Below are 26,293 nucleotides of genomic sequence, written 5' to 3' on the forward strand. Positions count from 1 at the left end.
TATACTTGTTATTGATGCAGATTGAAATATAAATGGATTTAGTATTAAAAATTTAGAGGTAGGGTATGACCGATATTAAAAGTGGTGGCGATAACGGCAAGTTACTTTACTGTTCATTTTGTGGCAAAAGCCAACATGAAGTACGTAAATTAATTGCTGGCCCATCAGTGTTTGTTTGTGATGAATGTGTTGAGTTGTGTAACGACATCATTCGTGAAGAAATCTCTGAAATTTCGCCAAAAGAAAGTAAAGAAGCTTTACCTTCTCCTATGGAGATCCGTGAAAGCTTAGATGAATACGTTATTGGTCAAGACCATGCTAAAAAAGTATTAGCGGTTGCTGTTTACAATCATTACAAGCGATTGCGTAATGGTGATACTCATAATGGTGTTGAATTAGGTAAAAGTAATATTTTACTTATCGGACCAACAGGTAGTGGTAAAACATTACTAGCACAGACTCTTGCACGATTATTAGATGTCCCCTTTACTATGGCTGATGCAACAACTTTAACCGAAGCAGGTTATGTTGGTGAAGACGTAGAAAATATTATTCAAAAGTTATTACAAAAATGTGATTACGATGTTGAGAAAGCCCAACGCGGTATTGTCTACATTGATGAAATTGATAAAATTTCACGTAAATCAGATAACCCTTCTATTACTCGTGATGTATCGGGTGAGGGGGTACAACAAGCGTTATTAAAACTTATTGAAGGAACGGTTGCTTCAGTACCACCACAAGGTGGTCGCAAACATCCACAACAAGAGTTTTTACAAGTTGATACTTCTAAAATACTCTTTATTTGTGGTGGTGCGTTTGCAGGCTTAGATAAAGTGGTTGAACAACGTAACCATAAAGGCACAGGTATTGGTTTTGGCGCTGAAGTTCGCGGTAAAGATGAAGAAAAATCATTAACCGATAGCTTAGCCGAAGTTGAACCACAAGATTTAGTTAAGTACGGTTTAATCCCTGAGTTTATTGGTCGTTTACCTGTGTTAGCTACTTTGCGTGAACTTGACGAAAGTGCACTTATTCAGATATTGCAAGAGCCTAAAAATGCACTAACTAAGCAGTTTACTGCGCTATTTGATATGGAAAATGTCGAATTAGAATTTAGAACTGATGCACTAAAAGCTATTGCCCGTAAAGCAATGGATCGAAAAACGGGTGCACGTGGTTTGCGTTCAATTGTTGAAGCAGTGTTACTTGATACTATGTATGAGTTACCGTCATTAGAAAACGTTAGTAAAATAGTCGTTGATGAAAATACCATTAAAGGCGAAAGTAAGCCGATTGTTATTTATGACAGTAAACAAGAGAAAACGGCTGAAGAGTAACAGAGCTTTTTAGACGTAACTATTTTAAAGCCCCTTTTATAAGGGGCTTTTTTGATCCCCAACTAAAGTTATTCACTGTAATTAATCAACATAATTAATGAAGCTTCATACGCTCAATGAATTAATCTGTTTGGTATTAAGCGATAAAATGCATAGAATTAGGATTATTTTTTATCTTTTGTTGAAAGTGAACAGCCTAACCCCATATAGATTCTATAGTCACTCATATTATAATTTTAATTAAAACAATTCCCAAGAAGGTAGCCAATGAGTAAAGAATTATCTGGTGTCGTTGAGATCCCCGTTTTAGCTTTAAGAGATGTTGTTGTTTACCCACAAATGGTTATTCCACTTTTTGTGGGTCGTGAAAAGTCAATTCGTTGTCTAGATTTAGCCATGGAACAAGATAAACAGGTATTTCTTGTGGCACAAAAAGATGCGGCTATTGATGATCCTAAAGCTGATGACGTATACACAACTGGCACAGTAGCCACCATTTTACAAATGTTAAAACTCCCTGATGGTACGGTAAAAGTATTAGTTGAAGGAGCGCAGCGCGCCACCATCAAACACTTTGTTGAAACCGAAGAATACTTTAGTGCAGAAATAGAATACGTAAGCGCTAATACGACTCTTTCTGATGATATAGAAGTATTGATCCGTTCCGCTATTTCACAGTTTGAGGGTTACGTTAAACTTAATAAAAAAATACCGCCTGAAGTATTAACGTCTGTCTCTGGTATTGATGATGCTGAACAGCTAGCTGACACTATGGCCGCACATATGCCGCTTAAATTAGCAGATAAACAAAAAGTATTAGAGATTATTGATGTTAATGCTCGTTTAGAGCATTTAATGGCCTTAATGGAAGGCGAAATAGACTTGCTGCAAGTTGAAAAGAAAATACGCACTCGTGTTAAAAAGCAGATGGAAAAAAGTCAACGCGACTATTACTTGAATGAGCAAATGAAAGCGATTCAAAAAGAGCTTAATGAAGGTGAGGACACACTTGACGAGCTTGAGCAAATGGCTAAACACATTGAACAAGCGCAGATGCCTGCTGAAGCCAAAGAGAAAACGTTAGCGGAATTTCAAAAACTGAAAATGATGTCACCTATGTCTGCAGAAGCAACGGTGGTACGCAGCTATATTGACTGTATGATTAACGTACCTTGGAAGAAGCGTAGTAAATTAAAGCGTAACCTTGCTCTTGCTCAAGAAGTACTTGATGAAGACCATTACGGGCTAGATAAAGTTAAAGAACGTATTTTAGAATACTTAGCCGTACAACAACGTGTTACTCAGTTAAAAGGGCCTATTTTATGTTTAGTGGGGCCTCCTGGGGTTGGTAAAACTTCTTTAGGGCAATCAATCGCTAAATCGACTGGTCGAAAGTATGTTCGAATGGCGCTAGGTGGTGTGCGTGATGAAGCTGAGATTCGTGGTCATAGACGTACTTATATTGGGTCATTACCAGGTAAACTAATTCAAAAAATATCAAAAGTAGGTGTTAAAAACCCATTATTCTTATTAGATGAAATTGATAAAATGGCCTCTGATATGCGAGGAGATCCTGCTTCTGCATTACTTGAAGTACTCGATCCTGAGCAAAATACTACGTTTAATGATCATTACTTAGAAGTTGATTATGACTTATCAGATGTCATGTTTGTTGCTACGTCTAATAGTATGGATATCCCAGGACCATTACTTGACCGTATGGAAGTTATTCGTCTTTCAGGTTATACCGAAGATGAAAAGCTTAATATTGCCCGCAAGCACCTTGTTAAAAAGCAAATTGAGCGTAATGGTTTAAAAGCCAAAGAGATTGATATTGATGACAGTGCACTTACCGGTATTATTCGCTATTACACTCGTGAAGCAGGTGTACGTAGTTTAGAGCGCGAAATATCTAAATTATGTCGTAAAGCAGTAAAATCTATTTTACTTGATAAAACCATAAAGAAAGTCACTATCAATCAAGAAAACCTAAGTGAATTTTTAGGCGTGCAACGCTTTGATTACGGCAAGGCAGACTCTGAAAATAGAGTAGGTTTAGTGACTGGCCTTGCTTGGACCCAAGTAGGTGGCGAGTTACTCACCATCGAAACAGCCTCTGTACCAGGTAAAGGTAAGTTAACCTATACCGGCTCTTTAGGTGATGTTATGCAAGAGTCAATTCAAGCAGCGATGACGGTAGTAAGGAGCCGTACAGAGAAGCTTCGTATTAACGATAACTTTTATGAAAAACGCGATATTCATGTGCATGTACCTGAAGGAGCAACACCAAAAGATGGTCCAAGTGCGGGTATAGGTATGTGTACGGCCCTTGTATCAAGCCTTACCGGTAACCCTGTTAAAGCCGATGTTGCCATGACAGGTGAAATTACCCTGCGGGGTGAAGTTTTAGCCATTGGCGGCTTAAAAGAGAAGTTATTAGCCGCGCATCGTGGTGGTATAAAAACGGTTATTATACCGCATGAAAACGAACGAGATTTAAAAGAAATTCCTGAAAATGTTAAAGCTGAATTGTCTATCCACCCAGTAAAATGGATAGATGAAGTGCTAGCAATAGCGCTTGAACACCCAGTAGAACAATGGAAAGTTGAGAAGTAATTCGTTCAATGCTTGACCTTTTTTGATGATTTCTATCAAAAAAGGTCAAAAAAATTAAAAAAAAAGTAAAAAAAGGCAGTTTTCGCTTTTCAAACGCTCAAACTATGGTAAGTTAACTACGCTTATATCGCTAGACCCCTTACTCACTATGTTATATAGATGAATTGGTGGTAACTAGATAGCATAATATTTTATAAACTCAACGCCTCAGAGTTACCCGTAAAACATTCAATTTTTATGGGTGACGTAATAAAAAAGGATGGCGTTGCATGATAACAATTTAAGGGGTATAGACTGTGAATAAATCTCAACTAATAGAGAAAATTGCTGCTGGTGCAGACATTTCAAAAGCTGCTGCGGGTCGTGCATTAGATTCATTTATTGGCGCTGTAACTGATGAATTAAAAGATGGCGAGCAAGTTGCTCTTGTTGGTTTTGGTACTTTCTCAGTACGTGATCGTGCAGCACGTACTGGTCGTAACCCTCAAACGGGTGCAACAATTCAAATTGCAGCGGCTAAAATCCCATCTTTCAAAGCGGGTAAAGCATTAAAAGACGCGTGTAACTAATCAGTAAACTAAGTTTATTTATACCGCGTATTCAAAACCACCTTTTAGGTGGTTTTTTGCTTTATAGCCTTTGCTATTTTAGATGAGTTCATTGCTTACATAACAACAGATAAAATAAAGTTCACATTTAACGCATCTTGCACTTCAAGCAATGCCTGTCATCTGCTAAAATCGCGAACAACTTTAATAGAATTGCTATAAGTCTAGCTTGTATAGACACAATAAAGAGAACTAAATGTTAGAAGATATTCGTGAAAAATCGCAGGGATTGACTGCAAAAATTATTCTTGGTTTGATTATCCTAACCTTCGCTGTTGCTGGTGTTGGCAGTTATAGCAACTCTGTTGATACTTCAGTTGCTACCGTTAACGGTGAGGCTATTAGCCAACAAGACTTTAATAAAGCGTATCAGGCACAGCGTAGTCGTATGGCGCAACAGTTTGGTGACATGTTTGATACTTTATCAAATGACGAGAACTACATGGCGAATTTCCGCCAAGGGGTGCTAGATAACCTTATTAATGAAAAATTGATAGATCAAAATAGTGAAGCACTCGCTATTCGTGTTTCTGATCTTCGCTTAAAAGAAACTATTCGACAAATGCCTGAGTTTCAAGTCGATGGCGCGTTTGATAATAATCGCTATCTAGCTATTATCAACCAAGCGGGTTTTTTTCAGTCTTCAGACTTTCGTGATTACTTACGTGTAGAAATGACTCGTCGTCAATTAAGCCAAGCCTTAATTGCGACCGAGTTTAATCTACCGTATCAAGAGAAGTTGCAGCTTGCTTTACAAAACCAAACGCGTGACATTCGTTTTGCCACCATTTCAGCAGAGCAGTTTGAAGCGGGTATAACGTTAACAGATGAAGAAATTAACAACTATTACTTAGCTAATCAAGCCCGCTTTGAAAACAAAGAGCAGGTTAAGGTTGATTACATTAGTTTAGATGTCGCTGATATTGCCAAAGACATTAAGGTGACAGATGAAGAGCTCTCTCGTTATTATCAAGAACATTTAACAAGCTTTACTACACCTGAGCAACGTCGTATATCTCATATTCTTATTGAGTTTAATGAAGATGATGCTGATGATGAAGCAGCCAAGGCGCAAGTACAAGCCGTGGTAACTCGTTTAGAGCAAGGTGAAGATTTTGCCGCATTAGCTAAAGAATTGTCTAATGATACTTTTAGTGGTGAAAATGGCGGTGATTTAGAATGGTTAGAGCCTGGTGTTATGGAAGAGTCATTTGATGAAGCGGCGTTAGCACTCGTTAATGTTGGTGATATTAGCCCAGTCATTACTACTAGCTTTGGTTACCATGTATTAACATTAACTGATTATAAAGTAGAAGAAGTCAAAACATTTACTGAGGTGAAAACTGAGTTACGCAGCCAATTAAGTCATGATAAAGCACAAGAGAAGTTCTTTACTCTACAACAAGAAATGGCGCGTATTAGTTTTGAGTTTCCTGATAGCCTAGAAGATGCCGCTGCTGAAGTAAAAGTTGCTATACAAACGTCTCCGTGGTTACTACGTAGCGGTAATACCTCACCTTTTGATGACAGTAATGTCATTGATGCTGCTTTTTCTGATATTGTTTTACAAGATAATATGAACTCTGATCTTATTGAAGTAAATGATAGCCTTGTTTTGGTGTTACGTCTTAACACATTCCAAGCAGCTAACATTAAACCACTATCTGAAGTTGAAGGACAAATTAAAGCACTACTAGTCAGTCAAAAAGCGATAGATAAAGCGCAGCAAACGGCAGACTCATTATTAGCTGACTTTATTAAAGGTAATGATATTTCAACGCAACTTGCAGATCTAAATAGTAGTTTTGTCAGCAAAGCCAAGGTAGCACGCTATAGCCCTGAAGTTGACCAAAGTATTAGCCGAGCAGCCTTTGTATTACCACATCCCGTTAATGGCGCTGTATCAGCATCTACGGTTGCCTTGAGTAATGGTGCGCTTGCGCTGGTTGAAGTGACAGCGGTTGAGGTAAATAATGCACCAGCAACGCCTAACTTAGCTCAACAACAAACGTCTCAGTTAGCACAATCTGCTTATCAGAGCTTTGTTAACTCTTTAAAAGTTGATGCTAAAATTACGCGTAAGCAACTTAGCGAACCCGTATCGGTTTACTAATTGTTCACAGCGAATAAGCTTAAGCATTAAGTGTTGTATAAAAAAAGCCAATAACAGTTACTTGTTATTGGCTTTTTTATAATGCCTTTATAGGCACTAATACTGACAATGCTAATTAGATGTTATTTTAGCTTAAAGTTCTGACTCATAATTAATCGTTGCGTAACCTTATGTTTGGGTTTTCGCATTATCTCGAGAGTTTTACCGGACTCAACCACCTTGCCATGCGACATGACCATAATATCGTCACTAAAGTGGCGCACAATACCTAAATTGTGGGAGATCAAAATATAAGCTAAGCCCATTTGTTGTTGTAAATCGAGCAATAAGTTAATCATTTGCGAACGTAATGATGGATCTAATGCCGCTAAAGCTTCATCAAGTATGATGACCTGCGGCTCTAATATAATCGCTCTAGCGAGTGATATTCTTTGCTTTTGCCCACCAGAAAACATATGAGGATAAAAATTCATATGCTCGCCAAGCAAGCCTACTTTTTGCAAGGTTTTATGAATAAGTTGTTGACGCTCTTTTTCATCTAAGTCGGTATTGAGTATTAATGGCTCATCAAGCAATTCTTGTATGGTTAGACTAGGGTTTAACGTGGTACCTGAGTCTTGAAATATCATTCTGACATGTTGGCAACGTTGCTTAAACCGTTTTTTTTGTAGCAGCTGACCGTGTAAGTATATTTCACCCTGAGTTGGCGTTTCGGCACCGACTAATATTTTTGCTAAGGTTGATTTTCCTGAGCCCGTTTCGCCGACGATAGCGAGTGTTTTATTCGCTTCAATCGTGAAGGATAATGGTGACAGGGCAGTAAAAGTGCGTTTATGATACCAGTAACCTTTAAGCTTAAATGATTTTGATATTTCTTGAACATCAAGTAAAACCGTCATGTTACTCAGTTCCTTTTACTACTTGTTGTTTTTGCATGTATTTTCTACGAGTTTCTCTAAACAAAGGGAAATGGCAGCTGACCTTATGACCATGAAAACTAGTAACTTTTGGCGCTACCACGCAAGTCTTTTGTGCGCGAGGACATCGCGGCCCTAGTCGACAACCAATAGGTAAATGCTTTAAAATAGGGATGCTCCCTGGCAGCGTTATTAGGCGTGACTTAGCAGGTATTTGTAAATTTGCTTTAGTGCTACTATCAACTAATGCTCGAGTATAAGGATGCATGGGTTTATTGAATATTTGTTCTGTAGTACCAGCCTCAACAAATTGACCGCTATACATAACAGTAATGGTACTAGTCCAGTGAGTTAGGTTTTCTAAATCATGGCTTATTAATAAAATAGACATGTTTTTTAATTGGTTTAAATTAGCCAATAGCCTAAATATTTGTCCTTGATTAGTGTTTTCCATGGTTGCTGTTGGTTCATCAGCAATTAATAAGATTGGCTGACGCGCTAGCGCTATCGCTATCATAACGCGCTGACAAATAGCTTCAGTAAGCTGATGAGGGTAACTGGTAAGACACTGACTATGTTTTTTAATACCTACTTTATGCAGTAGCTTTATTACGGCTTCTTTACGTTGCTTTTTGCGCTGCCAAAAGTAACCGGTGAACTGCGAATCATCAATCGCTTCACTGAGCTGCTCTCCTATTAACGTGGTAGGGTCTAAACAACTCATCGGCTCTTGAAATATCATAGCAATATCTCGGCATAATAGATCTCTGCGCTCAGCAAGTGTTAAACGCAGTAAGTCTATTCCTCGCCAGTGAAAACGGTCGGCGTTTACATGCCATTTGTCTTCTAGCACACCGATAATAGCTTGCGCCAGTAAAGACTTTCCTGAGCCAGATTCTCCGACTAAACCGCGAAACTCACCTTCTTTAATCGATAAACTCACTTTATCTACTGCCAATACTCGTCCTGAAGGCGTGTCTAGTTCAATGGATAAGTTTCTAATGTCGAGTAAATTCATAAGTATTACTTACGTGCTCTTTGTAGGTGAGTGGTTAATGATAAGTAAGACAAGTGATTATCGTGTCGTATTTTCATCATGGCTATCGGCATCATACTGTTCGTTATCATAGCGCTTATCGTTATAGAGAGTAATAAATAATGGTCTTAGCTTTCTTTGCGTAGTTTTAACGCATGACGAATACCTTCGCCGACTAAGTTAGTGGCGACCACAGCAAATAATATTGCCAAACCGGGTAAGTAAACGGTCCAAGGTGCTACGTAAAAATGTTCCAGACCATTGGCTAAAATAGCGCCCCATTCAGGTAATGGAATTTGTGCACCTAATCCTAAAAAACCTAAAGTTGCTATGTCTAATATTGCCGCTGATTGTGCTAATGTTGCTTGACTCATTAAGCGTTCAACAATGTTAGGAAATACCGAGTAATACAAAATACGAAAGTTACTGGCACCATCAAGTCGTGAAGCAAGCACATAGTCTTTTCTAAACTCTTCTTTAACCGCGTACCTTGTTATATGAATAAACTGCGGGATAAAGACAATAGCGATTGCCCAGACGGTATTACTAATACCAGGGCCCAAAATAGCGACGATAATAATCGCTAGTAATAGTGAGGGGATAGAGAGTACCACATCAAGAAAGTGATTTAAAAAGCTAGACTTTATCCCTTTAGTTAACGCCGATAATGAGCCAATGATAACACCTATTACTAATGAAAAAACTACTACAATAAAGCTTAAACCAAAGGTAAGTGATGTACCGTACATCAGTCTAGATAGCATATCTCGACCCAGTTCATCGGTACCTAATAAATAGCTTACATTGCCATTATCATGCCAAGCCGGCGGTAACAATATCATGTCCAGATTACCATCTACCGGAGAGTAAGGCGCTATAATTGGCGCAAAAATAGCGAGTACCACCAAAAAAATAAAACAGCAAAAGCCCAGCATAGCAACAGGCGTTTTGCGAAATATTCCCCATAACTGGATAAATGGTGAAGGGAATGATTCTTCAAGATATATTTTTTCACGAGCCATATTTATTTCCTCGTGCTAATGGATTAAGAGCGGCATAAATAAAGTCAGTTAATATATGAATAATAAATATAAAACACGACAGTACTAATAAGCCACTTTGAATGGCGGTGTAGTCTCGCTGAGCAATACTTTCTATTAGCCAACGACCAATACCAGGCCAACTAAAAATAACTTCAGTTACCATGGCTAAAGTCACTAAATTAGCAAACTGTAAACCGACGTGACGTATTATCTGAATTAAGGCATTACGTATTGCATGTCTAAATATAATTTGTTTAAAACTTAAGCCCTTAGCACGAGCCGCTCTAATATAACTGGTAGCTAACACTTCAATCATAGCTGCGCGAGATAAGCGAATAAAAATAGTGGCTGGCGCTAAAGCGACAACGCAAGCAGGTAGAATAATATGCGCACTAGCGTCACTAAATGCTTGCCATTTATAGGGGCTATCGCTGAGTAATATATCAATGAATTGAATACCCGTGACTAGCTCTATTTCAAACAACAAGCTTATTTGTCCAGCTGAAGGTAACCAACCAAGTCCAATAGAGAAAACCAGTATTGCTAATAAACCTAACCAGAACACTGGAATGGAATAACCGAGCATGGCCATTGACAATATGGCATTATCGCTGACCTTATTATGGTTAATAGCAGCAATAAACCCCAGTGGAATACCAATTAACATAGCCACAAGTAAAGCGACTAAGCTCAGTTCTATAGTGGCAGGCAGTAGCTCTATTATTTCATCACGAATAGGAGATTGACTTGCCATTGACTGACCAAAATCACCACTTAGTATATGGGAAACGTAAGCGACATACTGAGTAAATAAACCTTTATCCATTTGATAAGCTTTATTTAACTGTACTAACTCTGTCGGTGTGGCATTAATTTGCCCCGAATGATTGATAACCGTATCACCTGGAAATAAAAAACTTAAACTAAAGGATAAAAGTGTTAATACCAACATAGTAAAAACAAATAAGCTTAAACGGCGAAAAGTAAATTTAAGCATGTTAATTGCTCGCCTTGTCAGTTATTTCGGGCAAAATAACGTTGCCGACTTTACTATTTAAGGGTTTTTTAGAGACGTTATAAAAGCTGATACCACCAAAGCTTTCTAATATATTACCTTTTACATCATTGCCACGGCCTTGAAAACGTTTTGAATGGGCAATGGGGAGTAATGGCATTTCTTCATTTATTATCATCATTGCCTTAGCGTAGTACTCTTTTCTTTCTTTAACCCGGGTTGTTTTAAGTGCTTTTTCAAGTAACTTATCGTATTCCTTATTACACCAAAAGGTACGGTTATTGCCTGATTCACTGGCTGAGCAGCTAAGAATTGGTGTGAAAAAATTATCAGGGTCTGGGTGGTCAGCGGTCCAACCTAATAGAAAGCTTTGATGTTCTCCTAAAGATAAACGACGTAAAAAAGTACTCCATTCATAAGTAATTATTTTAACTGTTACACCTATTTTTCTTAAATCTGCTTGGATTAATTTAGCCATAGTGACAGCATTTGGGTTATAAGCTCTTTGCACTGGAATTGCCCATATGTCCATAGTAAAGCCTTGCGCATACCCAGCTAGTGAGAGTAAGGCTTTAGCTTTTTGTGGATCGTAACCCAATTCCGGCGTTTTGTTGTCAAAAGCCCATGACGTTTCTGGTAATAATGACTTTGCGCGAGCCGCTTGACCTTGGTAAACCGTATCAATTATCGCTTGTTTGTTAATCGCTAAACTGATCGCTTGGCGTACTAATTTATTATCAAAAGGTTTTTTTTGTGTATTAAAGCCAAAGTAGCCAACATTTAATGAGGTAATAGACTCTAAGGTTAAATCGTCTCTTTCTGTTATTTTCTCGTGTGCTATGGGGTAACTACTAACATCACATTCTTTCGCTAATAACTTAGTTAATCTATTTCTTTTTTCAGGAGATATGTCATAAACCAATTGCTCAATTTTTGCCTTACCTTGCCAGTAACTGTCGTGGCGGTAAAAACGAATTAACGAGCCTACGCGATAATCTTTTAATTTAAAGGGACCTGTGCCGATAGGGAATATATCAAGTTCGTGTTTAGTTTGTTGATGTTGCAGCTGTTTTGCATATTCTGCAGATAAAATAATTGAAAAGTCGGTGGCTAAGTTAGCCAAGAAAGAACTATCGCTGCGTTTTAAAATAAACCGAACAGTAAAATCATTAATTTTCTCTATTTTTTCAACTAACTCTGAAAACCTAACACTTTCAAAGAAGGGATATTGGCCGCCGGATACATTATGAAAAGGATGATTATTATCTAATATTCGATTAAAGCTAAATAAGACATCATCGGCGTTAAATAATCTTGTTGGTGTAAAGTAATTGGTTTGATGAAAACTGACGTCTTTACGTAAGTAAAAAGTCACCTTTTTACCATCCTCGGTTACGTGCCATGATCTGGCTAAAGAAGGAGCTAGGGTATTATTTTTACCTTTATAAACAATAAGAGCATTATAAAGTTGTTTAGAGGTAGCATCAGAGGTAGTACCTGATGTGCTCAGTTGCGGGTTGAAAGTTTCTGGTGAGCCTTCAGAGCAATAAATAATACTACGCTCGCTTAGCGATAATTTATCACTATCATTACAAGCCGTTAATACACTAACTAGCGTAGTGATTGTTAAATAATATAGCGTTTTACAATTCATCATTAATACTGCCATCAAGCAAGTTATATTTTTTTAGGTAGCCCCTTAGTTGATGATACGTTAATTCAAGCGCTTGGGCTGTTTTCTTTTGATTAAATTGACAATGTGCTAAAGCTGACTGTATTAATTCTATTTCATAGTCTTGTGATAACGCTTTTAATGATTGAGGGAACTGCTGCGTTATCGCAGGCACTACTGGGTTAGCTATTGTACTTGCTACAACAGCGGGCGCCAGTTTATCGACTATGTGAGCGCTTGCCTGATTAGTGTCCTCTGTTGTTTTTCTCGCCAGTGATTCATCGGCAACTGCTTTGGGAGCCTTTAATTCACTACTTAATCTAGTTGCACTATCGTGAGTTTTAATACGCTGTTGTGGTCTAAATGGAGAATCAAAGGGATCGATAATTAATTCGTGTACCGGTAAATGCGGATTGTTACAACGATAAACACTGCGCTCAACGACATTTTTTAATTCGCGAATATTACCAGGCCAGTGATAAGCAAGGAGACTGCGTTTGGCCTTGTCGGTAAAGCCACTAAATAATTCAAAGTCAAGTTCGCGCGCCATGTTAATAGCAAAGTGCTCGGCAAGCATAATAATATCGTCTAAGCGCTCTCTCAAGGGGGGCAGCGTTATAACATCAAAAGCTAAACGGTCTAATAAATCAGCTCTAAAATGACCTGAGGCAGCCAAAGTAGGTAAGTCTTCATTTGTTGCTGCAACTAAACGCACATCAGTATGAATTGTTTTTGAACCACCTACGCGCTCAAACTCACCGTATTCAACAACGCGTAATAGCTTTTCTTGAATAAGACCTGAGGTATTGGCAATTTCATCTAAAAACAAGGTACCTTTATCGGCTCGTTCAAAGCGTCCTTCATGTCGCTTACTTGCACCAGTAAATGCGCCACTATCGTAACCAAATAATTCAGTTTCAAGTAAGTTTTCATTGAGCGCTGCACAGTTTAGCTTTAAATAGTTTTGTTCCCAACGCTTAGAAAGAAAGTGCAAACGCGCGGCAACAAGTTCTTTGCCCGTACCTCGTTCACCAATAATAAGCACGGGTTTTCGTAATGGAGCAACTTGCGATATTTGCTCAAGTACTTCTAAAAAATTATTTGACTGACCAAGCAGGTTATCTTGTTGGTTAAAACGCGCCATAGTACGCTCAGATTTTGGTTTATTTCACTAACAAATAGTGTATTTTATTACTTGGTTGGTTGAAAGTGTTTTTTAAAATAAATAATAATACTTTAAAAACAAGCTTTTATAGTCAATATGAAAGTTGGCGTAAAAAATGAATATACAATGATGACATAGCGTTATAGTAATACAGAGTTAAATAAATGTTTAGTTAGCGTTTAGTTATTACTTAGTTAACGCTTAGTTTAGTAAAACACGACAATCTGGCTATCAGTTAGCTATCAGTTAAGGAAGTTATTATGGGTATTTTTTCAAGATTCACAGATATAATTAACGCTAATATTAATAATTTATTAGATAAAGCCGAAGATCCGGCAAAAATGGTTCGCTTGATCATCCAAGAAATGGAAGATACCTTAGTTGAAGTACGTTCTAGTTCAGCAAAAACATTAGCAGGTAAAAAAGAGTTAACGCGTCAAATAACTCGCCTTGAACAAGATGCTGAGCAATGGCAAAGTAAAGCAGAATTAGCGTTAAGTAAAGACCGTGAAGACTTAGCGCGTGGTGCATTAATGGCTAAGAAAAAAAGCACTGAAAGCGCGCAAGTCCTATTAACAGAGCTAGCGTATACCGAAGAGCACCTGAGTAAACTGCAAAGTGAAGTATCGCAATTACAAGATAAGCTCAGTGATGCAAAAACACGTCAAAAAGCCATTGTTATTCGAGAAAAGTCAGTAAGTTCTCGCTTAAAAGTGAAAGAAAACTTACATAGCACGCGAGTAAATGATGCGTTAAATCGCTTTGACCATTACGAACGAAAAATTGATGATATAGAATCAACGGTTGAATCTTATGAGATCGGTAGTAAATCGTTAGCCGATGAAATTGCCGAATTGGAATCTGATGCTAAAGTGGATGATGAATTAGCGCAGTTAAAAGCTAAAATAAAGAGCAGTAATAAATAAGAAATAAGAACTAAATAAAGCACCACGTTAAGTAAAAAAGAGAGAGGGAAAATATTATGGAAGAGATTATCGTCGCACCCGTTATTATTTTTATGGTTATTGTTGCGCCAATATGGCTAGTTTTACATTACCGTAGTAAAAAACAGGTTAGCCAAGGTTTAAGTCAAGAAGAGTATATTCAGTTATCTGAGTTATCAGAAGTTGCCGATACCATGGCTGATAGAATTCAAACTCTTGAAGCTATTTTAGATGTGGAGACACCAAACTGGAGAACTAAATTATGAGCCACAAAAGAAGAGAGTTATATCGAAATGCCGAGCAAGGTAAAATAGCTGGGGTTTGTGCCGGGATAGCAGACTACTTTGGTTGGGAAACCTGGCTCATTAGAATATTAGTGGTCTCAGGTGTGTTATTTGGTATGCCGTTTCTTATTTTAGGCTACGTAGCTGCTTGGTTTATTCTCGATAAAACGCCAACGAAAACAGCTAAAGTCAATTATCAGGGACATGAAAGTAACTATGCTAAAGGTCAGCAACCAAAGCAAAGCGCTGATGTCGCTCATGAGTCGATAAAGGTTAAAGCGAGAATTTGGCAGTCAGGTGAGCCAGCTAAACAAGCACTGTATGATATTGCTCGTAAATTTCGATCGTTAGAAGGTCGAGTACAAGCGATGGAACACTATGTTACGTCAACGGAGTTTACCGTTGCTAGAGAAATTAATAAGCTATAACTTTATTGTGCTTTATTGGGTGTTATCGGTTTTTTATGTTATTACTCTTATAGCATTAATTTTATAGCATTAATTTTATAGCATTAATTTTATAGCATTAATTTTATAGCATTAATTTTATAGCACTATTCATCTCATACATCATTAACTTTGACATTACTTCATGGCACTAATTCATGGCACTACTAAGTAAATCGACCTTATCTAAGCGTGGTCTAGGCAAACTAAAGCATAAAGCGAATGAGCTACTTAGTCGCACCCTTGATCAACAAGTCACTTTAGCGGTTACGGGCTTAAGCCGAAGTGGTAAAACCGCCTTTATTACTTCCTTAGTCAATCAATTAATTAATGAAGGAAATGGCGCTAAACTTAGTTTTTTTGATCCCGTTCATAACGGTAATTTTATTGCCGCTAAGCGAGTACCGCAAAAGCACTACCACGTACCACGATTTGATTATGACGCTGCTATTTCAGCTTTAACGAGTGACCCTGCTACTTGGCCTGAACCCACTCATGGTATTAGTGAGTTACGCTTGGCTATTCGCTACCAACCTAAAAATTCAATACTTAAATATGCCACTGACATGGCAACGCTAACGCTTGATATCACCGATTATCCTGGCGAGTGGTTACTCGATTTACCCATGCTTAAACAGACTTATCAAGAGTGGTCGCAGCAAACTCACGGATTAATGACCAGTAAGCCAAGAGATGAGTACAGTAAAAGTTTTTTAGCTAAAGTTGCGCAACTCGACCCGTTCGCCCCAGCCAGTGAAGAACTTTTGGCTGAATTAGCACAGGAATATACTGCGCTATTACAAACATTTCGTCACGAGTTAGGGTTGTCGGTCATTCAACCAGGGCGATTTATATTACCTGGCGACTTAGCTGGCGCGCCTATTTTAGAATTCTTCCCTTTTGCCAATGCAGATAATATAGACGCTAACGCTTATCAAAATGCAACTGATGATAGTGTTATTGGTATGTTGCGCTCACGTTATTCTCAATACCAAGAGCAAGTGGTACGAAAATTTTATCGAGAGCATTTTCTTCGTTTCGACCGACAAATCGTGTTAGCAGATTGCTTAAAACCGTTAAATAAAGGCAAAGCAAGTTTCGCTGATTTAGAGTTGGCTATGTCGATGATTTTAGAAAGCTATCAGTACGGCAAGTCGGGAATATTTTCACGGCTATTCTCACCAAAAATTGATAAGTTACTCTTTGGCGCCACAAAAGCTGACCACGTTACACCTGAGCAACATGGTGCTATGGTCTCTTTACTTAATCAGTTGGTGCATCAAAATAAAAATCAGTTAAATTATGACGCTGTAGCAGTGAAAACGTTAGCTATTGCGGCGGTTAAAGCGACTAACTCAGGTGTGAGCAAACATCAAGGGAATGAGGTTCCTGTTATTCAAGGGCGAAGTTTAGCGCAGAGCGAGTTAAGTGGAACCGCGTCGGTTTTTGGAGAAAAAATAACGGTGTTTCCTGGCGCTGTTCCGAGTGAGCTACCTCGAGATAATTATTGGCAATCCAATAGCTTTAATTTCATAGAGTTTGCCCCCTTAAGTGGCCTTAACAAACACCAGTGTTTACCGCATGTGCGAATGGACCAGGTGTTACAGTTTTTATTAGCAGATAAAATGATGTGATTGATATGACTATCGATAATAAAAGTAAAGCAAAAATAAGCAATACAAACAGCACAACAAATAAAGAGAGCAATGCTAGCTATACAGGCAAACACAAGGAAAAATTACACCAGCAACAAATACTTTTTAATGAAAGTGACATCGTTGTTGAGGGCAATAAAAAATTCTGTAAAAGCGAAGAAGCAACTAACCCGGTAACTAATCGAGTAACTAAGCAAGTGGTTTTTGATAATGACGACTACTTACCGGTGTTGCTTGATGAAAATGGTTTTGATGAAATCAGAAAAACCGAGCTTAATAGCGAGCAACTAAATCAAGAAGCTAACGCAGTCAAAGGCGGTAAACGATCATGGTTATGGCGCATAATAACGACTTTGCTGATAACGTTAGTAACCATTGAAGCGGTTGATTTTTTTATTACCGGTTTCGAGCAATCACCGATAATTGCCAGTCTTTATGCCTTGTTATTAGCATCGTTAACGTTAGTTAGCGGTAACTATTTATGGCGCGAGTTTATCGGGTTGAGACAATTTAAAAAGCGTCAGCAAACAAAACAACAAGCAATAGAGTTGTTACTCATTGATGGGAGTATAGATAGCAAGATAGACATAAACACAGGCAAAGACACAAAGCACTTTACCAGCCAGTCTACTAAACGAGCACGAGATTTTTGCGATAATATTAGTCATAACTTACCTTGCGATTTAGCCTTTGATCACCCCAAAGAACAGCAAATTTGGCATGAAGCGTTAACAACAGAGCATAACGCGAGTGAATTAGTTGAGCTTTACTCTCGAGTGGTTTTATCTAAAGTTGACGAAAAAGCATTGAACGAAGTTGCCAATTTCTCCACCGAAGCGGTTGTTTTAGTTGCGTTAAGTCCGGTTGCTTTGATCGATATGTTAATTATGTTATCGCGTAACTTACGTATGATAAATAAAATTGCAGGTCTTTATGGTTTAAAGCTAGGTTATTGGAGTCGAATAAAGTTAATAAAACAAGTTTTTGTTAATATGGCTTACGCAGGCGCTAGTGAGCTTATTGCTGATTTTGGCAGTGATATGTTAGGAGCCGAATTATTAGGTAAATTATCTAGTCGATTTGCCCAAGGCTTAGGCGCGGGTATGCTTACCGCAAGACTCGGCGCCAAAACCATGGAGCTATGTCGACCTATTCCTTTTAAAGAAAAGCCGAAGTTAACCGATGTTCGTAAAAAAATTGCTCAACAAATTAAGGCACTAGTAAGTCCTTCAAAATAGAAGATATTTTTTTGTACTTAATTTTTATAGTTAATGATGTAACCTTTCATGTACAACAAAGTGACTTGTTTTTTTTTTAACCATGTATGTTTGCTTTATTTTATCGCTTAAGATGACCTAAGATGATCACTAGCTTATTAAGTAACCTTGATAGGAGGTGATAATAAGAAATATTGATAAAGCTCCCTAATAAAAGTAACGAATTAAACTAATGATAGCCACGTAGCCCAGTCGCTAAATGAAAGGTTAATAACATGTCAAAAGGTACTCAGTATGTCTCTAAAGTTCCTGACGAAAATGGCCTAATAAGCTGGTCAACTGAAGAGAATTCAATTTGGCAAATGCTATTTACGCGTCAACTTGCTTATATTAAAGATAAAGCCTGTGATGAATATCATACTGGTTTAGCTGCTTTAAATTTACCTATAGATCGTGTGCCCCAACTCAATGATGTAAGTCAGGTACTTTACGCGGCAACAGGTTGGCAATGTCACCCTGTACCTGCCTTAATAGGTTTTGGCGAATTTTTTAAGTTACTCTCAGAAAAGAAATTTCCCGTTGCTACCTTTATTCGACGTAAAGAAGAAATGGACTATTTGCAAGAGCCTGACATCTTTCATGAAATATTCGGTCATTGCCCGTTATTAGTGAATCCATCATTTGCAAATTATACCCAAGCCTACGGAAAAATGGGCTTAAATGCGAGTAAAGAGCAACGAGTATTTTTAGCACGCCTGTATTGGTTTACTATTGAATTTGGTTTACTTGATACCCCTAAAGGATTACGTGTTTATGGGGGGGGGATTTTGTCTTCTCCGGCAGAAACAGAGTATGCTATTAATAATGAAGATGTTGAACGCAAGCCATTTAACGTGTTAGATGTATTAAGAACGCCTTATCGAATAGATATAATGCAGCCGATTTATTATACGCTCACCAAAGTGTCGGACCTAGATGACATACGAAAGTTTAGTGTCGAAGATATTATGGCGCAGATTGCTCAAGCGAAACAGCTAGGTTTGCACACTGCAAAATTTCCAACAAAGCCTGTTACTTAGCGGGTTAATAAATGAACATTAGTTATACGGTAGCAATAACCACAACCAGTTGATTAAGGATAAATAATGACGACTAAATCAAGTGATAAATTATCAAGTCAAGCCTGCGAAGCTTGTCATGCTGATGCACCTAAAATAAGTGATGAAGAATTAAAAACGCTTATTGGACTTATTCCTGATTGGACAGCACAAGTACATAATAATGTTATGATGCTTGAACGAGAATACCGCTTTAAAAATTATAAACTTTCTTGGGCGTTTGCCAATAAAGTGTCTGAGTTAGCTGAAAGTGAAGGTCATCATCCTGCGATATTACTTGAGTGGGGCAAGGTGAAGGTAACGTGGTGGACACACGCTATTGGTGGCCTACATAAAAATGATTTTATTTGTGCAGCTAAAACCGATCAGTTAACGGCATAACCTTTATAGCCTTTTGCTTTATCAGCTTTTATCGCTAGAGAGTACTGCCTAATCTAATATCTTCTCTGGCGTGATTTTTGTCTTCAACATCTAACATTTACTGTCATCAATACAGATAATCAAAGCTCTTTCTTGAATAAATAACCAATAAAACGATGAAAAACAATCTACTAAGATAAACAGGTCTTATTGAACAATGTTGTGCTTTCTTATCGTAAAAATTAGTTTACAATAACGTTTTCTTTAAAGCCACTCTACTATTTTATATTGACAGAACTAGGGTGTAACTCTTAATTAAGGGCTTGTTGAATGCGTTTGGAAATTACTTGTCATGACCGTGTGGGTATGGGGCAAAAAGTATTAGGTATATTTGTCGAAAACGGTATTAATGTACGTGGCATTGAGTTGATGCAGCCTGGTCGTATTTTTATTAATATTCCAGATTTAGATTTTGCTGATTTACAAAAATTTATGCCGCAATTACGCTTAATTGAAGGGGTAGGGGATGTTAAAACCGCTCCTTACATGCCATCTGAGCGAGAAAGAAATGAACTCGCTACCTTAATAAAAACCTTCCCCGATCCATTTATCTCAATTAATAGAAAAGGCAATATTCGTATTGTTAATACTATTGCCTCGAGTATTATGGGTGAAACAGAAGCGTCTCTTATAGACCAACATATCAGTCTTTGGTTAAAAGGTTTTAACTTTAATCGTTGGCTAGACTCAAGCGATGTACTTGCACAAACCTGCCGTTTAAAATTTCAAGGCGATGATTTTGTTGCCGATATTATGCCGATACATGTTACAGGTGAAGAAAGCAGTAAAGTCCTCGCTGGCGCAGTACTTATTTTAAAGTCTGAAGCACGCCTTGGTCAGCAAATGAATGCTTTTAAGCAACCAAGTGAAAATACTTTTTCAGGTATTCAAGCCAGTTCAAGCGCCATGAGAAAAGTTATTCGTGAAGCCAAACGTATGTCGTCACTTGACTCCTCAATTTTAATTATGGGCGAAACGGGAACTGGTAAGGAGTTATTAGCTAGGGCTTGTCATGGGGCTAGTGAGCGCGCTGAACGTCCTTTTATGACCTTAAATTGTGGTGCTTTACCTGATGATGTTGCTGAGTCAGAGCTCTTTGGTATGGGGGAAAAAGATCAAGCGTCAAGTAAGCGCGGTATTTTTGAGCTCGCTGATGGTGGTACTGTCTTTCTTGATGAAATAGGTGAAATGTCACCAAAATTACAAAGTAAGTTGTTACGGGTAATTCAACATGGCAGCTTTAGGCGCGTAGACTCTGAACAAGAAGTGACTGTCAACGTACGCACTATTAGCTCCACTAACAAAGATCTCTTGCATCTTGTTTCTATAGGTGATTTTAGAGAAGATCTTTATTATCGATTAAATGTTTTTGGTTTAACGCTACCCGCACTAAGAGAGCGTCGCAGCGATATATTACCATTGGCCGAGTTTTTTACCATTAAAGCTGGGCAACAAATTGGTCGTACTCACCTTAAAATAAGCGATGACTGTCGAGATTTTATTGAGCATTACCCATGGCCTGGTAATATTCGTCAATTAGATAATGTTATAACGCGAGCCGTGTCGTTATTAGAAGGTAATGAAATAGAAACTGCGCACTTACAATTGCCTCCTTATACCCGTGAACATGGTTATTTAGAAGAAGAATTTACCGGCACGCTCGATGCAGCTGTAAAAGGGTTTGAAGCTGATTTACTACGTAAGTTATATCCTGCTTATCCTAGTACTAGACAGTTAGCTAAAAAACTCGGGCTTAGCCATACAGCTATTGCTAATAAGTTACGCGAATATGATATCAATAAAAAAACAGTGAAAATTTGATGTAGTTAATATGTAATCAATAATAGGTGAGCACAAGCTTTCAGCAAGAGTGATTAAGATTATCAGAGCGTAAAGGTAATCTTCCATATTGTTTTGACTCAGCTTGTGCTATTACTTGGTTGTCAGTGAAAAAATTTGTACCATGCTTTAACGCTATAGATTATCTGTCGATAGTTACTCTGATTCGAGTTAATAAGAAGGTTTAATAATGAAATTAGCAACCCTTAAAAATAACACCCGCGATGGTCAACTTGTTGTTGTGAACAAAACACTTGATAAAGCAGTGGTGGTAACTGATATTGCCACAACGTTGCAAGCCGCTCTTGATAACTGGGCTGCTGTTTCTCCTAAGTTAGCTAAGGTTTATCAATCATTAAATAATAATGAAATTAACGATGCCTTAACCTTTGATCAAGCGCAATGTGAATCGCCATTGCCTCGTGCTTATCAATGGGCAGATGGAAGTGCTTATGTTAATCATGTTGAATTGGTACGCAAAGCAAGAAATGCTGAAATGCCAGAAACATTTTGGACCGATCCTTTAATGTATCAAGGTGGTTCAGATACCTTTATTGGGCCGCGTGACGATATTGTCATTGCCTGCGAAGAATACGGTATTGATTTCGAATCTGAGGTTGCTGTGATCACTGATGACGTACCTATGGCCGTATCGGCTGAGCAAGCTGCACACCACATTAAATTACTGATGCTGGTAAATGATGTATCACTACGTAATCTTATTCCAGGTGAGTTAGCCAAAGGTTTTGGTTTTTTTGCCGCTAAACCTTCCAGTGCTTTTTCACCCGTCGCGGTAACCCCTGATGAATTGGGTGATGCCTGGGACGGTAAAAAATTACGCTTACCCTTAACCACTCATTTAAACAAAGCGCTATTTGGTCAACCAAACTGTGGTGTTGATATGACGTTTGATTTTCCAACTATTGTTGCTCATGCAGCAAAAACACGACCATTATCAGCAGGCAGTATTATTGGCTCAGGTACTATTTCAAACTACGATCGCTCAGCAGGTTCAAGCTGCCTAGCTGAAGTGAGAATGTTAGAGATAATTGCTGATGGTAAGCCAAGTACTCCTTTTATGAGTTTTGGTGATACGGTTCGCATTGAAATGTTTGATAACGATGGTGATAGTATTTTTGGCGCCATTGATCAACAAGTCGTTGAGTACAAAGCGCAGTAATTTTTAAGCGACGCTTGGTTTTACTACTTCATTTAATAAACTCTGTTAATAGATAGGAGGAGTATGATGAAACTTTATGGTTATTGGCGCTCAACCGCAGCTTATCGTGTTCGTATTGCACTACACTTAAAAGGTATTGATTTTGAATCTATTCCTGTAAATTTAGTTAAGAATGGCGGTGAGCAATACCAAGATAATTATAGCGAGCTTAACCCTAATCACTTAGTGCCTACTTTAGTTGATGGCGATTTTTCCTTAAATCAATCGCTAGCTATTATTGACTATTTAGAGCAGCGTAATAGCGAGTATACTTTATACCCGCAAGATATAAAAAGTAGAGCGAAAGCCAAAGCGTTAGCACTAGATATAGCATGTGAAGTTCATCCGCTGAATAACTTACGTGTGCAGCAATACCTCTCCAACACACTAATGATTAGCGATGAAGCTAAGCAAGTATGGCTTGAGCATTGGATGACTATTGGCTTTATGGCGATAGAAAAGCAATTAACGGGGAGTGCTGGTAAGTATTGTTTTGCTGATAAGGTCAGTGTCGCTGATATTTGTTTGGTTGCTCAAGTATATAATGCTCATCGATTTAAAGTGGACATGAGCGCTTATCCTCTTATTACTAAAGTGGTTAACAATTGTAATGAGTTACCAGCATTTATTAAGGCGTTACCTGAGAATCAAGCCGATGCACCATAAATAGTATAAATAACATAAGCCAAAGCAATAAAGCTTGTTTTGGGGCTTGCATCCCAAGAGAAAAAGCGTTGCAATAATACTTATACCAATTCTATTAAATTTATTCCCAACTCAGAGCTATATTAGCGAGCTTAGAACAAAGAAAATTGGTTAATTATAGTTATTCTATATTTCATCAATTTTGTGCTGTTATCAGTTTGCTAATAAGCTCCCAAGGGCCAGTTTAAAAGGCTTACATGCGGCGTTATTGATTTTGATAATGGAATAACCATTCTCTGCAATCAATGCCTTGCCTCTAAGCCTTTTAATTCTGGCTGAGTGGGAAATAACTTAATAGACTTGGTATTAATTAGCATTAACAAAATAATTTGGATGGTTATGGAAAATTTAGAACCCACAAACAAAATAGAGCAGGGCAAGAGTGATAAAAACTCTGGTCCACTTATTATTTTTATTGTTACTTTTATCTTAGTTGTTATTGCCTTCTGGCAGTTTTCAGGGGAAAAAACCGAAAAGCGCGCAATGGACGCAAGTGAACTAATAAAACAAGAGCCGGTTACGCCAGTACCCTCTCAGACAGAGTCGCAAGAAGATCAGCAAGCGCTTAGCGATTTACCTGTAAGAGATAACCGCAGTGATAATTTATTGGTCAATACTCAAGAGGTTGTTATTGAAAAGAAAGCAACCATTGTGCTGCCTAAATTAGATGAAAGTGACCTTTGGATAGAAGATAAATTACCGGAACTGACTTGGCGAAACGAATTGCTGTCGTTACTTATTACAGAAGATATTATTCGACGCTTTGTGGTTTTCACTGATAACTTTTCTCAAGGTCTTTTAGCTTATGAACACAGTGTTTTTATTCAACCTACGGTTAAGTTTGCTGTAGACGAACAGTCACCAAGCACAGAGCTTGATGGTGAGCAGAAAGTATTCAAATGGGACAAAGAAACAAGCAAACGCTTTGATGTATATGTTGATTTATTGCGCTCGGTTGATAGTACAACCTTAGTTCATTGGTATGTTGATATGAAGCCATTAATTGATGAAGCATATAAAGAATTAGGTTATGAAGACGACTTCACTTATACCTTGCAACAAGCCATAGACAGAGTACTTGATATGGAAATACCTAAATCGTCAATGGATGTTAACCGCAGCAGTGTGATGTATAAATATCAAGATCCGGCATTAGAGGCGTTAGATGATAGTGACAAGTTACTGTTGCGTATAGGTAAAGAAAATTTATTGATCATTAAATCCGTGTTATTAGATATTAATGAGAAATTAGCTAAGCCAATTAACGACAGGTAAATAATAGATAGATGTGAATAAATACCAAGGATTACCGCTGTATTTATTCACTGAACGCATAAGCTAAGATTAAAAAAACATCAACTAGTACCGTTTTGTTAACTTGTGCTTGCATATAGCAATATGATTAGCGATAATCACGCCGCTTTAGAGAATAACTCTATTTTTTAAAGCTTCTATGGTGACCCTTTCGGTCCCCTCGCAATGATACTCTGTGAACTCAGCCAGATCCGGAAGGAAGCAACTGCAGCAGACGACTCATGTGCCGAGGTGTGGCTGGGAGGGTTGCCACCCAAATATCCCAATACCCTATTTAGAAAAAGTCACTTAGAAGTGTTTACTTAGTTATTCTGTTTTCATTCATAAACGTTAGTGCTTTAGCTACCGCTTCTTTTACTTTAGTTTCCATCGCAAAACGCTCCGAAGGTGGTAAATAAAATGCCATATCGACTTCATGTCTTATATAGCGTGTTGGTAGCTGATTTAAAACGACACAGGTTAAATCTGCCATAAAATCTTCATCATACTTCTCATAAAGCTTTGCTGCGTCAAAGTGCAGCATTACTAGTCTCTCATAAAAATTATGAATATCATCTGAAATTGCCATAAAGCCTCTTTTAAATATAGTTATTAATCTATTTATTTAGTTAAGTGAAGTTGTTAGTTAATTAAATTTGGTTATTAAATAATATCCCCCAGAATAGGAACTAAATTTAATAATAGTTAGTATAACCAAGAGTAACCTGAGTTAAGGTAAAATGCGAATATATCTAAAGTGATGAGTAAGTTATCTAAGGCTACTCTTTTCAGCAAGCTCTATATTACGTTCAATAACAGAGATCGCTTTACGACAACGTCCTAATCGCTGATGTAGTGCAAGCACTTCTTGTGACAGCTTAGTGTTATTCGCACTTTTAGAGTGAATACGCTGTTGCTCTCGCTCTGTGACCATATCCATCAATCTTCGTTCAAACTCATGATGCTCACTCAACTGTTGATATAATTGCTGACTTGACAGTACCACCGCTTTAGCCATTTCTTTATACCTGTCTTGGTTCGCTTGTGCTGATTTCACACGAACTTTTTTTCTGGCATCGAAACTTACCTGGGCTGCTTGGTGCATCGCTTTATTTGCTTGAATAGCATTTAATAAAGCAGCAATTTGTTGCTCTATTTGCTGTAGTGACGACTTAGCAAATTCAGCTTTATTAGTATTTTCAGCACTTAGAGCGTGTAAGCGAGAAAACTCATTAAAACGCTTTTTAACTTCTTCTACATAGGCAGAGAGCTGATCACTTTCGGTAGTAAATAGGTGCACAGAGAAAAGATTATTATTTTCTATAAGGCGATGGGATTTATGTTGACGGTTTAATTCATCTGTTTGCTTTGCTTGAACGGATAAATGTTCAAGGAGTACCGATAATTTGCTAATAGCAATGTCGTGTCGAGACTTTGTCATGTGTTGGGGCTTAGTTTTTAGGTTTAACTTTTTAGGTTTAACTTTTTAGGTTTAACTTTTTAGTTTGGTTTAGTTTGGTTTAGTGGTTTAGCTTGGCTGGTTATTAATATATCAAACGAGTAAAAGAGCAGGAAAATTCATCATACCCTAGTTCTAATGAAAGCAGAAATAGTATTAACAGCCCAAA

General features: G+C 37.9%; 23 protein-coding genes and 1 other RNA gene. 16 read left to right on the top strand and 8 right to left on the bottom strand.

The features are described from left to right. Positions 1–65 precede the first annotated feature (65 nt). From clpX to FCS21_RS03150, 4 genes are all read left to right on the top strand, one after another. Positions 66–1,340: an ATP-dependent protease ATP-binding subunit ClpX gene (clpX, locus tag FCS21_RS03135; RefSeq protein ID WP_138620552.1), complete on the top strand. Its 1,275-nt coding sequence runs from the start codon at positions 66–68 to the stop codon at positions 1,338–1,340. Positions 1,341–1,607: 267 nt separating this feature from the next. Then, on the top strand, positions 1,608–3,956 hold the full coding sequence (gene lon / locus FCS21_RS03140) for an endopeptidase La (RefSeq protein ID WP_138620553.1): 2,349 nt from the start codon (positions 1,608–1,610) through the stop codon (positions 3,954–3,956). Between the two features lie 296 nt (positions 3,957–4,252). Then, positions 4,253–4,525 carry a nucleoid-associated protein HU-beta gene (gene hupB, locus FCS21_RS03145; RefSeq protein ID WP_011044534.1) on the top strand — a complete coding sequence of 91 codons (273 nt, stop codon included), beginning with the start codon at positions 4,253–4,255 and terminating at the stop codon, positions 4,523–4,525. Between the two features lie 235 nt (positions 4,526–4,760). Then, complete coding sequence (locus tag FCS21_RS03150; protein ID WP_138620554.1) at positions 4,761–6,677, top strand: SurA N-terminal domain-containing protein; 1,917 nt, start codon at positions 4,761–4,763, stop codon at positions 6,675–6,677. Between the two features lie 122 nt (positions 6,678–6,799). Here FCS21_RS03150 and FCS21_RS03155 read toward each other — a convergent pair whose 3' ends face one another. From FCS21_RS03155 to pspF, 6 genes are all read right to left on the bottom strand, one after another. After that, positions 6,800–7,576: a peptide ABC transporter ATP-binding protein gene (locus FCS21_RS03155; RefSeq protein ID WP_138620555.1), complete on the bottom strand. Its 777-nt coding sequence runs from the start codon at positions 7,574–7,576 to the stop codon at positions 6,800–6,802. Position 7,577: 1 nt separating this feature from the next. Further along, complete coding sequence (locus tag FCS21_RS03160; RefSeq protein ID WP_138620556.1) at positions 7,578–8,612, bottom strand: peptide ABC transporter ATP-binding protein; 1,035 nt, start codon at positions 8,610–8,612, stop codon at positions 7,578–7,580. A gap of 146 nt (positions 8,613–8,758) precedes the next feature. Beyond that, the gene (locus tag FCS21_RS03165) at positions 8,759–9,652 is read right to left on the bottom strand and encodes an ABC transporter permease subunit (protein ID WP_138620557.1); all 894 of its coding nucleotides are present in this window, start codon (positions 9,650–9,652) and stop codon (positions 8,759–8,761) included. After that, the gene (locus tag FCS21_RS03170; RefSeq protein ID WP_138620558.1) at positions 9,642–10,670 is read right to left on the bottom strand and encodes an ABC transporter permease; all 1,029 of its coding nucleotides are present in this window, start codon (positions 10,668–10,670) and stop codon (positions 9,642–9,644) included. The genes FCS21_RS03165 and FCS21_RS03170 overlap by 11 nt, the downstream gene beginning before the upstream one ends. A 1-nt stretch (position 10,671) precedes the next feature. Beyond that, positions 10,672–12,345 (bottom strand): ABC transporter substrate-binding protein, encoded by a 1,674-nt coding sequence (locus FCS21_RS03175; protein ID WP_246046973.1) that lies wholly within the window; start codon positions 12,343–12,345, stop codon positions 10,672–10,674. Continuing rightward, positions 12,332–13,504, bottom strand: a complete 1,173-nt coding sequence (pspF, locus tag FCS21_RS03180) for a phage shock protein operon transcriptional activator (protein ID WP_138620559.1) — start codon at positions 13,502–13,504, stop codon at positions 12,332–12,334. Before pspF ends, FCS21_RS03175 begins: the two co-directional genes overlap by 14 nt. A gap of 281 nt (positions 13,505–13,785) precedes the next feature. Between pspF and pspA the strand changes: the two genes are divergently transcribed. The 12 genes from pspA to ffs all read left to right on the top strand — a co-directional run bounded on the left by pspA (position 13,786) and on the right by ffs (position 24,932). Continuing rightward, the gene (gene pspA / locus FCS21_RS03185; RefSeq protein ID WP_138620560.1) at positions 13,786–14,451 is read left to right on the top strand and encodes a phage shock protein PspA; all 666 of its coding nucleotides are present in this window, start codon (positions 13,786–13,788) and stop codon (positions 14,449–14,451) included. Positions 14,452–14,507: 56 nt separating this feature from the next. Beyond that, on the top strand, positions 14,508–14,735 hold the full coding sequence (gene pspB, locus FCS21_RS03190) for an envelope stress response membrane protein PspB (protein ID WP_138620561.1): 228 nt from the start codon (positions 14,508–14,510) through the stop codon (positions 14,733–14,735). Then, positions 14,732–15,181: an envelope stress response membrane protein PspC gene (gene pspC, locus FCS21_RS03195; protein ID WP_138620562.1), complete on the top strand. Its 450-nt coding sequence runs from the start codon at positions 14,732–14,734 to the stop codon at positions 15,179–15,181. The genes pspB and pspC overlap by 4 nt, the downstream gene beginning before the upstream one ends. A gap of 176 nt (positions 15,182–15,357) precedes the next feature. Continuing rightward, positions 15,358–16,833: a YcjX family GTP-binding protein gene (locus tag FCS21_RS03200; RefSeq protein ID WP_138620563.1), complete on the top strand. Its 1,476-nt coding sequence runs from the start codon at positions 15,358–15,360 to the stop codon at positions 16,831–16,833. 5 nt (positions 16,834–16,838) lie between these two features. Further along, positions 16,839–18,092 (top strand): YcjF family protein, encoded by a 1,254-nt coding sequence (locus FCS21_RS03205; RefSeq protein WP_138620564.1) that lies wholly within the window; start codon positions 16,839–16,841, stop codon positions 18,090–18,092. A 254-nt stretch (positions 18,093–18,346) separates the two neighbouring features. Continuing rightward, on the top strand, positions 18,347–19,150 hold the full coding sequence (phhA, locus tag FCS21_RS03210) for a phenylalanine 4-monooxygenase (RefSeq protein ID WP_138620565.1): 804 nt from the start codon (positions 18,347–18,349) through the stop codon (positions 19,148–19,150). A gap of 66 nt (positions 19,151–19,216) precedes the next feature. Then, on the top strand, positions 19,217–19,570 hold the full coding sequence (locus FCS21_RS03215; protein ID WP_138620566.1) for a 4a-hydroxytetrahydrobiopterin dehydratase: 354 nt from the start codon (positions 19,217–19,219) through the stop codon (positions 19,568–19,570). A 309-nt stretch (positions 19,571–19,879) separates the two neighbouring features. Further along, positions 19,880–21,430: a transcriptional regulator TyrR gene (gene tyrR / locus FCS21_RS03220; protein WP_138620567.1), complete on the top strand. Its 1,551-nt coding sequence runs from the start codon at positions 19,880–19,882 to the stop codon at positions 21,428–21,430. A 208-nt stretch (positions 21,431–21,638) separates the two neighbouring features. Further along, positions 21,639–22,628 (top strand): fumarylacetoacetate hydrolase family protein, encoded by a 990-nt coding sequence (locus FCS21_RS03225; RefSeq protein WP_138620568.1) that lies wholly within the window; start codon positions 21,639–21,641, stop codon positions 22,626–22,628. Positions 22,629–22,694: 66 nt separating this feature from the next. Then, positions 22,695–23,333 (top strand): maleylacetoacetate isomerase, encoded by a 639-nt coding sequence (maiA, locus tag FCS21_RS03230; protein WP_138620925.1) that lies wholly within the window; start codon positions 22,695–22,697, stop codon positions 23,331–23,333. Between the two features lie 378 nt (positions 23,334–23,711). Continuing rightward, the gene (locus FCS21_RS03235; protein WP_138620569.1) at positions 23,712–24,647 is read left to right on the top strand and encodes a DUF3014 domain-containing protein; all 936 of its coding nucleotides are present in this window, start codon (positions 23,712–23,714) and stop codon (positions 24,645–24,647) included. Positions 24,648–24,835: 188 nt separating this feature from the next. Next, an RNA gene (gene ffs, locus FCS21_RS03240) (signal recognition particle sRNA small type) lies at positions 24,836–24,932 on the top strand. Positions 24,933–24,984: 52 nt separating this feature from the next. Here the strand turns inward: ffs and FCS21_RS03245 are convergent. Both FCS21_RS03245 and priC read right to left on the bottom strand, forming a co-directional pair. Then, positions 24,985–25,254 (bottom strand): late competence development ComFB family protein, encoded by a 270-nt coding sequence (locus FCS21_RS03245; protein ID WP_138620570.1) that lies wholly within the window; start codon positions 25,252–25,254, stop codon positions 24,985–24,987. A 180-nt stretch (positions 25,255–25,434) separates the two neighbouring features. Then, the gene (gene priC / locus FCS21_RS03250) at positions 25,435–26,106 is read right to left on the bottom strand and encodes a primosomal replication protein PriC (RefSeq protein ID WP_138620571.1); all 672 of its coding nucleotides are present in this window, start codon (positions 26,104–26,106) and stop codon (positions 25,435–25,437) included. Positions 26,107–26,293 lie beyond the last annotated feature (187 nt).

The sequence above is a fragment of the Colwellia ponticola genome, from assembly GCF_005885605.1.
In the GTDB taxonomy this organism is placed as follows: Bacteria; Pseudomonadota; Gammaproteobacteria; order Enterobacterales; family Alteromonadaceae; genus Colwellia; species Colwellia ponticola.